Source organism: Streptomyces sp. NPDC005281 (assembly GCF_040607495.1).
GTDB lineage: Bacteria > Actinomycetota > Actinomycetes > Streptomycetales > Streptomycetaceae > Streptomyces.
Genome location: NZ_JBEXGX010000007.1, coordinates 231,080 through 246,225, shown reverse-complemented (window position 1 = coordinate 246,225; position 15,146 = coordinate 231,080). Strand labels below are relative to the sequence as shown.

Here is a 15,146-nt window from a genome sequence, read left to right as displayed (position 1 = left end):
CAAACCCGGCATATCTTCATCTTGTCGGCTCCAGTTGAGCGTCCCGGTGGACAAGAGCGGCGTAGCGCCCCTCCCCCGCGAGCAGCTCCTCGTGCGTGCCCCGCTCGGCCGCGCGGCCCGAGTCGAGGACGACGATCTGGTCGGCGCTCCGGATCGTGGACAGCCGGTGGGCGATGGTGAGTGTGGTGCGGTTGGCCGACAGGGCGTCGATGGCCTCCTGGACGGCGTACTCCGTACGGGTGTCCAGGGCGCTGGTCGCCTCGTCGAGGATGAGCACGGGCGGGTCGCGCAGGATCGTGCGCGCGATGGCGAGGCGCTGCTTCTCGCCGCCGGAGAACCGGTGGCCGCGTTCGCCGACGACCGTGTCGTACCCGTCGGGCAGCGACGCTATGTGGTCGTGGATCTGGGCCGCTCGCGCCGCCGCGTGCAGTTCCGCGTCGGTGGCGTCCGGCTTGGCGAAACGCAGGTTCTCGGCGACCGAGGCGTGGAACAGGTACGTCTCCTGGGAGACGACACCGATCGCGCGCGCGAGGGTGTCGAAGTCGAGGTCCCGGACGTCGACCCCGTCGAGGGTCACCCGTCCGCCCGTGACGTCGTACAGCCGGGGCACCAGATAGCTCAGCGTCGACTTGCCGGAGCCGGTGGGACCGACGACGGCGAGGCTGCCGCCGGCCGGGACGGTGATGTCGATGCCTTCGAGGATCGGGGCACCCTTGTCGTCGTAGCGGAACTCGACGTCCTCGAAACGGATCTCGCCCTTCACCTGGTCGAGGTGGACGGGGCTCTCGGGCTCGGTGATGTCGATGGGCAGGTCGAGGTACTCGAAGATGCGCTGGAACAGCGCGAGCGAGGTCTGGATCTGCACGCCGGTGGACAGCAGGCTGACCGTCGGCCGGAACAGGCCCTGCTGGAGCGAGACGAAGGCGACGAGCGTGCCGATCGATATGGAGGGGCCGCCGAGTTGGAGGGCCACACCCGCGGCCCAGTAGATGACGGCGGGCATGCCGGCCATGACGATGCCGATGACGGACATGCGCCAGCGTCCCGCCATGTTCGACCTCACCTCGAGGTCGACGAGGCCCTCGGACTCCTCCGCGAAGGACTTGGTCAGCGAATCGGCCCGGCCCATGGTGCGCCCGAGCAGGATGCCGCTGACGGAGAGCGATTCGGTGACGGTGGCGGCCATCGTCGCCATCTGCTTCTGGCGCTGGGTGGTGATCTTCTTGCGTTCGTTGCCGACCCGGCGGCTGATCCACACGAAGACCGGCAGCAGGAGCAGGGAGACGACGGTCAGGCGCCAGTCGAGGGCCACCATCGCGACGATCGTGGCGATCACGCTCGTGAGGTTGGAGACCAGCGAGGTGGCGGTGGACGTGACGGTCGCCTGCATGCCGCCGATGTCGTTGGCGATGCGGGACTGGACCTCGCCCGTGCGCGTCCTGGTGAAGAACGCGAGCGACATGCGCTGGAGACGGCCGTAGACCGCGGTTCGCAGATCATGCATCACCCGCTGGCCGACGGTCGTGGAGATCAGCGTCTGGAGGACGCCGAAAACCCCGCTCAGGACGGCGCTCGCGATCATGCCGAGAGCGAGCAGGGTCAGCAGACCCGTACGCCCTTCGGGGATCGCGGTGTCGAGGATCGCCTTCAGCAGGAAGGGGGTGGCGACGCCCACGAGGGACGCGGCGCCCACCAGCACGCCGACGATCGCGAGGCGGCCGCGGTAGGGCCGGAAGAGCCTGAGGATGCGGCGCACCTGCCGTGGTTGTTCCTTGTCGGCAGGTGGCGGGCTCCAGGTGGACTGTTCGGGACGCAATGGACTCCTAGGAAACTGGGACGACCGAGACATCGACGAGGATCCGACGACTCACGGATCCCCGCTCATTGTTACCTATACTCACAATGAACGGCATCCTGATATTGTTCCCGCATGACCACCCCCGATGCCGACGGCCTGCTCGCCGAGCAGCTGCTGCGTCTGACGCGCCGCGTGCACCGCATCCAGAAGCGCCATCTGGAGCAGCGCGAGCTGGGCATCACCCCCGCCCAGTCACGGCTGTTGCGCACCCTCGCGCACTACGCCTCACCGCCCCGTATGGCCGATCTCGCCGAGCGCCTCGAAGTGGTGCCGCGCGCCGTGACCACACTGGTCGACGGCCTGGAGGCGAGCGGCAAGGTGCGCCGGGCACCCGATCCCACCAACCGCCGTGTGATCCGTATCGAGGTCACGGACGAGGGGCGCAAGGCGCTACGGGAGCTGCGCGCCGCGCGCCGAAGCGCCGCGGAGGAGATCCTGGCTCCATTGACGGACGAGCAGCGCGAGGTGCTCGGCGGACTGCTGGACACCTTGGTCGACGGCATGCCGAGGGCTGAGCACCGTTGCTGAGCGGCCTCGGGGCGGTACGCCGCCCCTGAAGCGGCTCGAGGACGGCGTCGAGGGCGTCCTCGGCACCGCTCAGGGCGGAATCGACGGCGCCGTCGGTCCGGTCGGTCATGTTGGTCCGGTCGGTATCGGCGGTCCGGTCGGTCTTGGCGGTGCCGGCGGTCCGGTCGGTCTGGTCGGTCCTGGCGGGCTCGGCGGTCCGGTCCGTAGGTCCTGGCCGTCCGGTCGGTCCTGGCGGTCGTGGCCGTCATGGCGGCGCTGCTCGGCGAGCACGTGAGGAGTGGTCCGATGCCTCTGCTGGAGCCCGACCCCGACAAGCTGCGCCCCGGTGCGCGCCCCGAGTTCCCGGCGGCCGACAGGGTCCCCGAGGACCGGGCCGGGGGCACTCCCGAGCCGCTGCGGGGTGACCTGATCACCCTGCTCGGCGGCGACAGGGTGCTGACCGGGATCTCCGACCTCGTGCGCTACGCCTCCGACGCCAGCCCGTACCGCTTCGTGCCGCGGGTCGTCGTGGTCCCCGAGGACATCGACGACGTCTCGGCAGTGCTCTCCTACGCCCACGGCAGGGGCCGCGAGGTGGTGTTCCGGGCTGCCGGGACCTCGCTCAACGGCCAGGCGCAGGGCGAGGACATCCTCGTCGACGTCCGCAGGCACTGGACGGGGGTCGAGGTGCTCGACGGCGGAGCGCGGGTCCGGATCGCTCCGGGCACGACCGTCGCCCGCGTCAACGCCGCGCTCGCCCGCCACGGACGCGTGCTCGGCCCCGATCCGGCCAGCGCGGTCGCCTGCACGGTGGGCGGCGTGGTCGCGAACAACGCCTCCGGCATGACGGCCGGCACCACCCGCAACTCGTACGTCACCCTCGCCTCACTCACGTTCGTGCTGCCGTCCGGCACGGTCGTGGACACGGCCGAACCGGACGCCGACGAACGGCTGGCGCGAGCGGAACCCGCCCTGTGCGCCGGACTCATGGAGCTCAAGGCGGAGATCGAGGCGGACGCCGGGCTGGTGGACCGCATCCGCGCCAAGTACGCGATCAAGAACACCAACGGCTACCGCCTGGACGCCTTCCTCGACGGCTCGACGCCCGTCGGGATCCTGCGCGGTCTGATGATCGGCTCGCAAGGCACCTTCGGCTTCATCTCCGAGGTCGTGTTCGACACGCTGCCGCTGGACCGCCGGGTCTCCGCCGCGCTGCTCTTCTTCGGCTCGCTGCCGGCCGCGGCCGCCGCAGTGCCACTGTTCACCGCCGCGGGCGCCTCGGCAGTCGAGCTGATGGACGGCAACACCCTGCGTGCCTCGGTGGCCGTCGAGGGCGTGCCCGCGGACTGGGCCGATCTACCGGGTCCGACGACCGCGCTCCTCGTCGAGTTCCGCGCCTCGGACGAGGCCGCGCAGGAGGCGTACGAGGAGAGTGCCCGCTCGGTGCTGGAGGGGCTCTCGCCGGTGTCGCCCGTGCCCTCGGTGACGAACGCCCTCACCCGCGACCGGCGGACCGTCGCCGGCTACTGGAAGGCCCGGAAGGCGTTCGTCACGGCGGTCGGCGGCGCGCGCCCGTCCGGCACGACGCTGATCACGGAGGACTTCGCGGTACCGCCCGGGCGCCTCGCCGAGGCCTGCGAGGCGCTGCTGGAACTCCAGACCAGGCATGGCTTCGACGCCGCCGTCGCGGGCCACGCCGCCCACGGCAATCTGCACTTCCTGCTGGCCTTCGACGCGTCCAGGCCGGCCGACGTGGAGCGGTACGCCGCCTTCATGGACGCGTTCTGCCGGCTCACGGTGGAACGCTTCGACGGCTCACTCAAGGCCGAGCACGCCACGGGGCGCAACATCGCGCCCTTCCTGGAGCTCGAATGGGGGCCCCGGGCGACGGAGTTGATGTGGCGCACGAAACAGCTGATCGACCCGGACGGCGTGCTCGCCCCGCGCGTCGTGCTCGACCGTGATCCACGGGCGCATGTGCGGGGCCTGAAGACGATCCCGCGAATCGAGGCGATCGCCGACCCCTGCATCGAGTGCGGCTTCTGCGAACCGACCTGCCCCAGCAAGGACGTGACCACCACACCACGCCAACGGATCGTGCTGCGCCGCGAGATGATGCGCCAGCCCGACGGCTCCCCGATCGAGAACGGGCTCCTGGAGGCGTACGGATACGACGCCGTGGACACCTGCGCGGGCGACTCGACCTGCCGGCTCGCCTGCCCGGTCGGCATCGACACAGGCGCCCTGATGAAGGCGTTCCGGCACACCCGGCACTCGCCGCGCGAGGAGAGGGCGGCCGCGCTCGCGGCGCGGCACTTCCGCGTGCTCGAGGTCTCCGCACGGCTGGCCGTCGCCGCCGTGGACCGGATCGGCGACCGGCGGGTGAACGCGGTGACGCGGGCGGTCCGCAAGGTCGTACGCCCCGACCTCGTACCCGAGTGGCTGCCTCGGATGCCGGGCGCCGCCGACTCCGCGATGCCCGGCACCGCACGCGTTGGAGCCGTCGCCGTCTACTACCCGGCCTGCGTCAACCGCATCTTCGGCGGTCCGGGAGACATGTCGCTCGCGCGGGCCGTCGTCGCCGTCTCCGCACGAGCGGGAAAGCCGGTGTGGATTCCGGAGGACGTGCGGGGAACGTGCTGCGCGACGATCTGGCACTCCAAGGGGTACGACACGGGCAACGCCGTGATGGCCAACCGCGTCGTCGAGGCGGCCTGGGGCTGGACCGCGGGCGGCAGACTGCCGCTCGTCGTGGACGCCTCGTCGTGCACGCTCGGCCTGGCGCGCGAGGTCGTACCGTATCTGACCGCCGACAACCGGGAGTTGCACGCCGAATTGCGGGTCGTCGACTCGGTGGTGTGGGCCGCGGAGGAACTCCTCCCCCACCTCACCGTGCACCGCACCCTCGGCTCCGCGGTGCTCCACCCGACCTGCTCCATGCGGCACTTGGGCGACGAGGCACAGCTGCGCGCGGTGGCCGAGGCGTGTGCGGACGAGGTGGTGGTGCCCGACGACGCCGGGTGCTGCGCCTTCGCGGGCGACCGCGGCCTGCTCCACCGCGAACTCACCGAATCGGCCACCCGCGAGGAGGCGGCGTTCGTCATCTCCCGCGACTTCGACGCGCATCTGTCGGCCAACCGCATGTGCGAGGTGGGCATGGATCACGCGACGGGCCGCGACTACTTCTCCGCCCTCCTGGCACTGGAGCACGCGACTCGGCCCGGAGCGCCGGCCCGCCAGGACAGGTCCTAGACCTTCAGGTCCTCCTTGTCCCCCATCACCACCACCGGGTGCTGTTCCGGGTCGAGGGCGCGCAGCAGGTACTCCATGGCCGACTTCGACATGCTCACGCACGCGGACGTGCCGCTGCCGTGGTCCAAGTGCAGCCAGATGCCGCCGCCCTTCTCGTCGCCCAAGGGGCGGGTGGGATCGTCCGGCGGGTTGCCCTTGAGGCGGTTGTAGTCGATGGCGATGACGTAGTCGAAGTCGTGCCAGTGAGACTTCGCCCATTCGTGCGGGGCCTGGAACGTCTCCGACTGCGTGTACGGCAGCCGGGCGCCGGGGTCGTCGAGCACACCACCGGCGTCGCTGAGCGTGAACACACCGACGGGGCTGCGCTTGTCACCCTCGTGATGGTCGGCGGTCCAGCCCTTCTTCCCGTTGTGCGCGGTCCAGCTGCGCGTCTTCTCCCACGTCGCACCGGACTTCGTGTACAGCACGGCCGTGGAGTCCGCGGAGTCCTTGCCCTCGCCGTACACGGCCAGGACCTGACGGGAGGTGGAGGGGATCCGCCGCTGGAGCCGGTCGCCCACGTCGGGAATGCGGGTCAGGTCCACCGTGGGCGCACTCGTACGAGCGACTCCGCCTCGGGCCCCCGCACGGCCCTTCGCCCCGCTGCCGCTTCCGCCCTCCGGGCCACCGCAGGCCGAGAGGGTGACCGCGACGGCCCCGCAGACCATGGCCGCGAGCCCCGTACGCACCGCACCGTTCGTTCGCATGCCGCCCATCCTCGCATCAGTACACCTGGCGAACCGCTCTCCCCGCCCGTCCCGGCAGGTCGGGGTCGCGGCCGCTCCGGGCCGGTTCCTTGCGCCTGGGCGGAAAACCGTTTGCTTTCGACCACGCTCCGACGCGAACCTTTCACGGTTTGCTGCCGGCCCCCGGCCGCACGGCTCCCGGAAATCCGGAGCATTCGCCATCGCCTGACACGAGCCACTGGGACGTCATGCAGATCCAAGACCTTCCGTATCCCGATCCGGGCGTGCCCGACGCACGCTCAGGTCCCCGATTCCTGTGGTGGCTCGGGCGGAATCAGCTCGGCGGACAGTTCAAGGCCCTGTCCTGGGGTCTGCTGCACTTCCTGGCCGTGTCCGCGCTGCCGTTCTGCGTCGGCCTCGCCGTCCAGTCCGTCGTCGACCGCTCCGGCACCAGGCTCGCTCTGACGGGCGCGCTGATGGCGGGGTGCGGGGCGTGCATCGCCCTGGGCGAGCTCATGCTGCACCGCACCGCGGTCACCAACTGGATCACCGCGGCCGCGCGCGTCCAGCAACTGCTGGCCCGCAGAACCGCGCTGCTGGGCTCGGCGCTGACCCGACGTGTCGCGGCGGGCGAGGTGGTCGCGGTCTCCACCGGCGACGTCGAGAAGATCGGCTGGTTCGTGGAGGCCGTGTCCCGCTTCACGGCAGCCGCGGTGACGGTCGTGGTGGTCTGCGTGGCCCTGACCGTCTATCAGCCGGCCCTGGGGGTGATCGTCGCCGTGGGCGTTCCGGTGCTCGCGGTGGCCGTACTGCCGCTGCTGCCCCGCGCCACCCGGCGCGCCGACTTCCAGCGGGAGAAGGCGGGCCGTGCCACCGAGCTGGCGTCCGACACCGTGGCGGGCCTGCGGGTCCTGCGCGGGATCGGCGGCGAGGAGCTCTTCCTCGACCGCTACCGCCGCGCCTCCCAGGAGGTCCGCCGGGCCGCCGTCCGCAGCGCGCGCATGTGGTCGCTGATCTCGGCGATCCAGGTTCTTCTGCCCGGTCTGCTGATGATCGCCGTCGTCTGGCGCGGTGTGCAGCTCGCCCGGGACGGCCGGATCGAGGTCGGTGAACTCGTCACCGTGTACAGCGCCGTCATGCTGCTCACCTATCCATTGCGTCATTTCGAAGAGATCGCCATGGCCTATTCCTTCTCGCGCCCGTCGGCCAGACGAGCGGCCCGGGTGCTGTCCCTGGAACGGGCCATGGACAGCGGCGGTTCCCTCGCCGCGCAGCTGCCGAGCGGTGATCTGTACGACCCGGTGACCAAACTGCTCGCTCCCGCGGGCCGGTTCACCGCCGTGGTGTGCGGGGACCCGGACGCGGCGGGACTGCTGGCCGAGCGGCTCGGCGGCCACGCCTCCGAGCGGGGCGACGAGGATCTCGGCCACGCCTCCGAACGAGGTGACAAGGGTCTCGCCCCCTCCGAGCAGGGCGACGAGGGTCCAGCCCATGCATCCGAGCGGGGTGACGAGGGTCCGGCCCAGGGCGGCCCGAGGAGCACCTCCGTGGTCCTCGGGGGCGTGCCGCTGGACGAGCTGCCCCTGGAGTGCGCCCGCACCGCCGTCCTCGTCCAGGACAAGGACCCGGTGCTGCTGTCCGGCGCTCTGCGCGACCTGCTCGACGTGCCCGCGTCGGGTCTAGTGAGCGCCGAGGCAGCCCTGTCCGCCGCACAGTGCGGCGACGTGCTTGAGGCGCTCACCCAGGGTTCGCTCGACACAGCGGATCCGATGGACGCGCACATCACCGAACGCGGGCGCTCCCTGTCCGGCGGCCAGCGCCAGCGGCTGGCGCTGGCCCGGTCCCTGATCACGGACCCGGAGGTACTCGTCCTGGACGAACCGACGTCCGCCGTCGACTCGCACACCGAGGCCCGGATCGCCGATGGAGTGCGCTCCCTGCGCGCCGGGCGCACGACCGTGGTCTTCACCTCGTCACCCCTGCTCCTGGACCACGCGGACCGGGTCGTCCTGGTCCACGAGGGCGAGGTCGTCGCGGTCGGCGCACACCGCGAACTGATGCACGGCGAACCGCGGTACCGGGCCGTGGTGACCCGGGCGACCGAGGAAGAGGCCGCCGGAGAAGCCGCTGACCGAGCCGCTCTCGGCGAGGTGACCGCGGACGACGAGGCCGTCCTCGACGGCGTACTGGAAGAGATCGAGGAGACCGCATGATCGGCGTGGCGCCACCGGCGTACGACCCGGCCGCCCCCACGACGGCGCACACGTTGCCCGTCGGCGCGCCCGCGACCGTACGCACCTACGTGACCGAGCTGTTCCGACGGCACCGCAGAGCCTTCCTGCTCCTGGTCGCCGTCAACACCGTGGCCGTCGTGGCCTCGATGGCCGGGCCCTATCTGCTGGGCTCGGTCGTCGAACGCGTCACGGACCACGCACGCGACCTCCATCTGGGAGCCACCGCCGCCCTCTTCGTCGTCGCGCTCCTCGTCCAGGCCGTGTTCGTCCGGCAGGTGCGGCTGCGCGGTGCGATGCTCGGCGAGCGGATGCTGGCAGACCTGCGCGAGGACTTCCTCGTACGGTCGGTCGGTCTGCCGCCCGGTGTCCTGGAACGGGCCGGGACGGGTGACCTGCTGTCCCGCATCACCACCGACATCGACCGGCTCGCCAACGCGATGCGCGAGGCCGTCCCGCAGCTGGCCATCGGCGTGGTGTGGGCGGCACTGCTGCTCGGTGGTCTCGCCCTGACCGCCCCCGTGCTCGCTCCCGCCGTCCTGGTCGCCGTCCCGGTGCTGGTGATGGGCTGCCGCTGGTACTTCAAGCGGGCGCCGGCCGCCTACCGCTCGGAGGCGGCCGGTTACGCCGCGGTGGCCGCCGTCCTCGCCGAGACGGTCGACGCCGGGCGCACGGTCGAGGCGCACCGTATGGGCGGGAGCCGCATCGAGCTGTCGGACCGCAGGGTCAGGGAGTGGACGGCGTGGGAGCGCTACACCCTCTGGCTGCGGTCGGTGCTCTTCCCGGTCGTCAACATCACGCATGTGACGGTGCTCTGCTCGGTGCTGATGATCGGCGGCTGGCTCGCCCTCCAGGGCTGGATCGGGGTGGGCCAGCTGACGACGGGTGCGCTGATCGCCCAGATGCTCGTCGACCCGGTCGGACTGATCCTGCGCTGGTACGACGAATTGCAGGTGGCCCAGGTCTCGCTGGCGCGGCTGGTCGGCGTCCGTGACATCGAGCCGGACGCGGGTGACCCCGCCGTGGTCCCGGAGGGGCGCGACGTCCACGCCGACCGGGTGCACTTCGGCTACCGCGAGGGGGTGGACGTGCTGCGGGAGGTCTCCCTGGCGGTTGCGCCCGGCACCCGGCTCGCCCTGGTCGGCCCCTCCGGCGCGGGCAAGTCCACCCTGGGCAGGCTGCTCGCCGGAATCTACGCGCCCCGGGACGGCCGGATCACTCTCGGCGGCGCCGAGCTGTCCCGGATGCCCGCGGAGGAGGTCCGGGCGCACGTTGCCCTGGTCAACCAGGAGCACCACGTGTTCGTGGGCTCCCTTCGCGACAACCTGCTGCTCGCCGTTCCCCGCTCCCGGCAGCCCCGGGACGAGGGACGAGAGCAGGAGCGGGAGCAGAAACAGCTGCGGGAACGGAAGCAGGAGCAGCTGCGAGAACGGGAGCAGGCACCGGCGCCAGCTACAGCACCGGCTACGGCTACGGCTACGGCTACGAAGCAGACTCCCGGTCCGGCGCAGAGTCCGGGCGAAGACGCCGCCTCCGTCGACGCCGCGCTGTGGGCGGCTCTCGGCGCGGTCGACGCGGCCGGCTGGGCCCGGGCGCTGGACGACGGTCTGGACACCGAGGTCGGCTCGGGCGGGTTCGCGCTCACTCCGGCCCAGGCCCAGCAGATCGCGCTGGCCCGGCTGGTCCTGGCCGACCCGCACACGCTGGTCCTGGACGAGGCGACCTCGCTCCTGGATCCACGGGCGGCCCGGCATCTGGAACGCTCGCTGGCCCGCGTTCTGGACGGCCGCACCGTCGTCGCCATCGCCCACCGCCTCCACACGGCCCATGACGCGGACGTCATCGCCGTCGTCGAGAACGGCCGTATCAGCGAACTCGGCAGCCACGATCAACTGGTCGCGGCGGACGGGGCGTACGCGGCGCTGTGGAGGTCCTGGCACGGGTGACCCGGGGCCACCGCTCTCCGCGCGCGTACCGGGTGCCGAGCGGGACCACCTGCCTGTCACATGTCCTCCGGCCCGCCCCGCCGGGGGCCGGGCGGGCCGGAGATCGACCCTTGCGGCGCTGCTGGTCGGCCCCTGTGGCGTTGCGCGGTGGCGAAGGGGGGTGGAAGGCTGGTTGTGGGCACCCGCTCGGGGGACTCCCGGGAACCAACCGGTTCGCGGGGAGCGACACCTGTGTCCTCGGGCCCGCGCGCCCGCCGCCGAACACGGCGGCTGCGGTCCCGTCCGCACCCCCTGGAGGTACCCGTGGACAGCGCCGACGGATGGGGAGACGACGTCTACCAGCCCGACGGATCCGAGGTACAGGACGACGCGGGGCTGCTCGATGCCGAGGACACCCTGGTCACGGACGGCGTCAGTGACCCCCTCGACCGCGGCTGGTCCCCGCCGGAGCGGCCGTGGGCGGTGGAACACCAAGGGGTGACCGCCTCGGAACGCCGGGCCGGCGAGACCCTGGAGCAGCGCCTCGCCGACGAACTGCCCGACGTCGCCGGATCCGACGGAGACGGCATCGGCGACTGCGAGGGCACCGACGGAGAGCCCCTCGACAACGAGGTGGGCGCCCTTCGCTCCGGCCGTCTGGTGGCCCCGGACGAAGGCGCGCACGAGGACGAGGAGAGCGGGCTCATCGCCACGGACATCGGCATCGACGGCGCCGCCGCCTCGGCGGAGGAAGCCGCGATGCACATCGTCGACGAGGACGCGGTGTCCGGCTGACCGGCACCCGTCCCCCGCCTCTCCAGAGGAGTTGCCATGCAGCAGGACAAGCAGCCCGACTACCGCCCGGTGGTGTTCCGCGACCGCTCCGCCGGCTACGCCTTCCTCACGCGCTCCACCGCGACGAGCGACCGGACCATCGACTGGGACGACGGCGAGACCTACCCGGTCGTGGACGTCGAGATCTCCTCGGAGAGCCACCCCTTCTACACGGGCAAGGCCCGCACAGTGGACTCGGAGGGCCGCATCGCCCAGTTCGAGCGACGATTCGGCGGCGGGGAGCAGGGGGCCGGCACAGGGGAGAACGGCTGAACGCGACGGGCGCCCCGCACTGAGCGAAGAGCGCCCCGCCGCCCGGGCCCGGCCCCTGGGAGCCGCCCGCCTCAGATGAAGTTCAGCGCGGCCGCACAGCCCACGGCGCCCAGCAGCATGAACACCGGCGTCAACACCTTGAGCTCGACCCAGCTGCCCGCGCGAAAGCGCATCACCTTGGGCGGGCCTATCGGGTACCAGCGCCTGCGGCCGAGCGGGATGGGCCACAGGATCGGGCAGCCGGACACCGTCAGCGCGTCCCCGATGTCGTGCACCAGGGCGCCGAGGATGATCGGCAGCCCGAGCCAGAGATACTCCTGGCCCGGCGCGCTGAACAGCCAGTCCGAGCCGTTGCCCGGCTTGTCCAGGGTCTGCGCGAGGATCCACGAGCTCGTCCCGGCGAGCAGCCAGACCAGGACGTCGCTGCTGGAACCGCGCGCGGCCCGCCACAGCAGGCCCTCGATGGCGAGCACCATGTGCACGAAGAGGATGGCCAGAACCGCCCAGCGACCGCAGGTGATCGCAAGCACCGCCGTACCCGATCCGATCATCACCGCCCACAGCCAGGTGTGGGTCAGCGTGCGGTGGCCGCCGTTGCGCCGGGGGTCGCCCGGCTTCCTGGTGCTCTTGTAGGCGGCGTAGGAAAGCTTGTCGACGATCTCGCACAGCCTTCGTGACACCGGTCCGAAGGCGTTCGAGATGGTGGCCGCCTTGTGGTCCAGGTCCGGGGCGAGAGCGGCGCCGGCGCAGATCAGGGCACCGACGAGCAGGACCGGCCAGGGCATGGCATGGCCGGCGGCGGCAGCCGCCGCTCCGACGCCCAGCCAGGCCGCGGCCCCCGACAGTGAGTGTGCTGGTCCCATCATGGCCGTTCCCCGCCCCATTCCTCTTGTAACGCTGTCCAGTTGCCCGTGCACGCTGACGCGTCACCGGCGCCACAGCGTAGCGGTCGTGATCTTTCCTCGAACATCCGATTCCCCCATCACGTGTATCGACAGGCAAGATGGGGGCGTGACCCTCATCGATCAGCTGCCGCAGACGACAGACCCCGACGCCCTCTACGAAGCCTTCGAGTCGTGGGCCGGGGAGCGCGGCATCACGCTCTACCCCCATCAGGAGGAGGCGCTGATCGAGGTGGTCTCGGGGGCGAACGTGATCGTCTCGACCCCCACCGGCTCGGGCAAGAGCATGATCGCGGCGGCCGCGCACTTCGCCGCGCTCGCCCGGGACGAGGTCACCTTCTACACGGCACCGATCAAGGCGCTCGTCTCGGAGAAGTTCTTCGAGCTGTGCAAGATGTTCGGCACCGAGAACGTCGGCATGCTCACCGGCGACGCCTCCGTGAACGCCGACGCTCCGGTGATCTGCTGCACCGCCGAGGTCCTCGCGTCCATCGCGCTGCGGGACGGCAAGCACGCCGATGTCGGCCAGGTCGTCATGGACGAATTCCACTTCTACGCCGAGGGCGACCGGGGCTGGGCCTGGCAGATCCCGATCCTGGAACTTCCCCAGGCACAGTTCATCCTGATGTCGGCGACGCTCGGTGACGTCTCCATGTTCGAGAAGGACCTCACGCGCCGCACCGGCCGCCCCACGGCGGTGGTCCGCTCGGCGACCCGGCCCGTCCCGCTCTCCTACGAGTACGTGCTCACCCCGCTCACGGAGACGCTCACCGAACTGCTCGCCACCAAGCAGGCCCCGGTCTACATCGTGCACTTCACCCAGGCGCAGGCCGTGGAGCGGGCGCAGGCGCTGATGAGCATCAACATGTGCACGCGCGAGGAGAAGGACCAGATCGCCGAGCTCATCGGCAACTTCCGGTTCACCACCAAGTTCGGCAGCAACCTCTCCCGCTACGTACGCCATGGGATCGGGGTGCACCACGCCGGCATGCTGCCCAAGTACCGGCGGCTCGTGGAGAAGCTGGCCCAGGCCGGTCTCCTGAAGGTCATCTGTGGCACGGACACCCTCGGTGTCGGCGTCAACGTCCCCATCCGCACGGTGCTGTTCACCGCGCTGACGAAGTACGACGGAACCCGGGTGCGCACGCTGCGCGCCCGCGAGTTCCACCAGATCGCCGGCCGGGCCGGGCGAGCGGGGTTCGACACGGCGGGCTACGTCGTCGGCCAGGCACCGGAACACGTGATCGAGAACGAGAAGTCGCTCGCCAAGGCGGGCGACGACCCGAAGAAGCGCCGCAAGGTGGTACGCAAGAAGGCTCCCGAGGGCTTCGTCGGCTGGACGGACAGCACCTTCGAGAAGCTGATCGCCTCCGATCCCGAACCGCTGACCTCGCGCTTCCGGGTGACGCACACGATGCTGCTCTCGGTGATCGCCCGGCCCGGTAACGCCTTCGACGCGATGCGGCATCTGCTGGAGGACAACCACGAGCCGCGCAAGCAGCAGTTGCGGCACATCCGGCGGGCCATCGCGATCTACCGATCGCTCCTCGACGGCGGCATCGTGGAGAAGCTCGACGATCCGGACCCGACCGGCCGCATCGTGCGGCTGACCGTCGATCTCCAGCAGGACTTCGCGCTCAACCAGCCCCTGTCGACCTTCGCGCTCGCCGCGTTCGACCTGCTGGACCCCGAGTCCCCGTCGTACGCCCTGGACATGGTGTCCGTGGTGGAGTCCACACTGGACGAACCGCGGCAGATCCTCGCGGCCCAGCAGAACAAGGCCCGGGGCGAGGCCGTGGCCGCCATGAAGTCCGACGGCATCGAGTACGAGGAGCGCATGGAGCGGCTCCAGGAAGTGTCGTACCCCAAGCCGATGGAGGAGTTGCTCTTCCACGCGTACAACACCTACCGCAAGAGCCATCCGTGGGTCGGCGACCACCCGCTGTCGCCGAAGTCCGTCATCCGTGACATGTACGAGCGGGCCATGTCCTTCACGGAGTTCGTCTCCTGGTACGAGCTCGCCCGCACCGAGGGCATCGTCCTGCGCTACCTGGCAAGTGCCTACAAGGCCCTCGAGCACACCGTCCCGGACGACCTCAAGTCCGAGGACCTGGAGGACCTGATCGCCTGGCTGGGCGAGATGGTGCGACAGGTCGACTCCAGCCTCCTCGACGAATGGGAGCAGCTCGCCAACCCCGAGGTGATGACGGCCGAGGAGGCACAGGAGAAGGCCGACCAGGTCAAGCCGGTCACCTCGAACGCCCGCGCCTTCCGTGTCCTCGTCCGCAACGCGATGTTCCGAAGGGTCGAGCTGGCCGCTCTGGACAACGTCGACGCACTCGGCGACCTGGACGGCGAGTCCGGCTGGGACGCCGACGCGTGGGGCGAGGCGATGGACAAGTACTGGGACGAGTACGAGGACCTCGGCACCGGTCCCGACGCCCGCGGCCCCAAGCTGCTCTCGATCGTGGAGGAGCCGCAGAACGGTCTGTGGCGCGTCCGCCAGACCTTCGCGGACCCGAACGGTGATCACGACTGGGGCATCAGCGCGGAGGTCGACCTCACGGCCTCGGACACCGAGGGCCGTGCCATCGTCAAGATCACCGACGTCGGACAGCTGTGAGCTCAGGAGAATCCCA

At 70.9% G+C, this 15,146-nt stretch carries 10 protein-coding genes; 7 read left to right on the top strand and 3 right to left on the bottom strand.

All coding sequences use genetic code 11. The features are described 5' to 3' along the window. Positions 1 to 16: 16 nt before the first annotated feature. On the bottom strand, positions 17 to 1,816 hold the full coding sequence (locus ABZV42_RS13205) for an ABC transporter ATP-binding protein (protein ID WP_356051911.1): 1,800 nt from the start codon (positions 1,814 to 1,816) through the stop codon (positions 17 to 19). A 114-nt stretch (positions 1,817 to 1,930) separates the two neighbouring features. On the opposite strand from ABZV42_RS13205, the gene ABZV42_RS13200 reads away from it, so the two are divergent. Both ABZV42_RS13200 and ABZV42_RS13195 read left to right on the top strand, forming a co-directional pair. Further along, a complete protein-coding gene (locus ABZV42_RS13200; protein ID WP_355977272.1) occupies positions 1,931 to 2,386 on the top strand; it encodes a MarR family transcriptional regulator in 456 nt (151 codons plus the stop codon). A 285-nt stretch (positions 2,387 to 2,671) separates the two neighbouring features. Next, positions 2,672 to 5,617, top strand: coding sequence for an FAD-binding and (Fe-S)-binding domain-containing protein (locus tag ABZV42_RS13195; RefSeq protein ID WP_356051909.1), 2,946 nt, complete (start codon positions 2,672 to 2,674; stop codon positions 5,615 to 5,617). Here ABZV42_RS13195 and ABZV42_RS13190 read toward each other — a convergent pair. Then, positions 5,614 to 6,363, bottom strand: coding sequence for a L,D-transpeptidase family protein (locus ABZV42_RS13190; protein ID WP_356051908.1), 750 nt, complete (start codon positions 6,361 to 6,363; stop codon positions 5,614 to 5,616). The genes ABZV42_RS13195 and ABZV42_RS13190 overlap by 4 nt on opposite strands. A 227-nt stretch (positions 6,364 to 6,590) precedes the next feature. On the opposite strand from ABZV42_RS13190, the gene ABZV42_RS13185 reads away from it, so the two are divergent. The 4 genes from ABZV42_RS13185 to ABZV42_RS13170 all read left to right on the top strand — a co-directional run bounded on the left by ABZV42_RS13185 (position 6,591) and on the right by ABZV42_RS13170 (position 11,605). Next, on the top strand, positions 6,591 to 8,555 hold the full coding sequence (locus tag ABZV42_RS13185) for an ABC transporter ATP-binding protein (RefSeq protein ID WP_356051906.1): 1,965 nt from the start codon (positions 6,591 to 6,593) through the stop codon (positions 8,553 to 8,555). Further along, positions 8,552 to 10,519 carry an ABC transporter ATP-binding protein gene (locus ABZV42_RS13180; protein WP_356051904.1) on the top strand — a complete coding sequence of 656 codons (1,968 nt, stop codon included), beginning with the start codon at positions 8,552 to 8,554 and terminating at the stop codon, positions 10,517 to 10,519. The genes ABZV42_RS13185 and ABZV42_RS13180 overlap by 4 nt, the downstream gene beginning before the upstream one ends. Before the next feature lie 303 nt (positions 10,520 to 10,822). Beyond that, complete coding sequence (locus tag ABZV42_RS13175) at positions 10,823 to 11,293, top strand: DUF5709 domain-containing protein (protein ID WP_355977259.1); 471 nt, start codon at positions 10,823 to 10,825, stop codon at positions 11,291 to 11,293. Between the two features lie 36 nt (positions 11,294 to 11,329). Next, positions 11,330 to 11,605 carry a type B 50S ribosomal protein L31 gene (locus ABZV42_RS13170; RefSeq protein ID WP_355977256.1) on the top strand — a complete coding sequence of 92 codons (276 nt, stop codon included), beginning with the start codon at positions 11,330 to 11,332 and terminating at the stop codon, positions 11,603 to 11,605. A gap of 71 nt (positions 11,606 to 11,676) precedes the next feature. Here the strand turns inward: ABZV42_RS13170 and ABZV42_RS13165 are convergent, their stop codons facing one another. After that, entirely contained in the window at positions 11,677 to 12,471 is a 795-nt protein-coding gene (locus ABZV42_RS13165; protein ID WP_355977253.1) for a metal-dependent hydrolase, read from the bottom strand. 145 nt (positions 12,472 to 12,616) lie between these two features. Here ABZV42_RS13165 and ABZV42_RS13160 point away from each other — a divergent pair, with 145 nt between their 5' ends. After that, entirely contained in the window at positions 12,617 to 15,130 is a 2,514-nt protein-coding gene (locus tag ABZV42_RS13160) for a DUF3516 domain-containing protein (RefSeq protein WP_355977250.1), read from the top strand. Positions 15,131 to 15,146: the final 16 nt, after the last annotated feature.

Excerpts from the sequence above, each read along its gene's own strand:
- ABZV42_RS13200 (WP_355977272.1), top strand. The coding sequence starts at position 1,931 with ATGACCACCCCCGATGCCGACGGCCTGCTCGCCGAGCAGCTGCTGCGT.
- ABZV42_RS13195 (WP_356051909.1), top strand. The coding sequence starts at position 2,672 with ATGCCTCTGCTGGAGCCCGACCCCGACAAGCTGCGCCCCGGTGCGCGC.
- ABZV42_RS13190 (WP_356051908.1), bottom strand. The coding sequence starts at position 6,363 with ATGCGAACGAACGGTGCGGTGCGTACGGGGCTCGCGGCCATGGTCTGC.
- ABZV42_RS13185 (WP_356051906.1), top strand. The coding sequence starts at position 6,591 with ATGCAGATCCAAGACCTTCCGTATCCCGATCCGGGCGTGCCCGACGCA.
- ABZV42_RS13180 (WP_356051904.1), top strand. The coding sequence starts at position 8,552 with ATGATCGGCGTGGCGCCACCGGCGTACGACCCGGCCGCCCCCACGACG.
- ABZV42_RS13170 (WP_355977256.1), top strand. The coding sequence starts at position 11,330 with ATGCAGCAGGACAAGCAGCCCGACTACCGCCCGGTGGTGTTCCGCGAC.
- ABZV42_RS13165 (WP_355977253.1), bottom strand. The coding sequence starts at position 12,471 with ATGATGGGACCAGCACACTCACTGTCGGGGGCCGCGGCCTGGCTGGGC.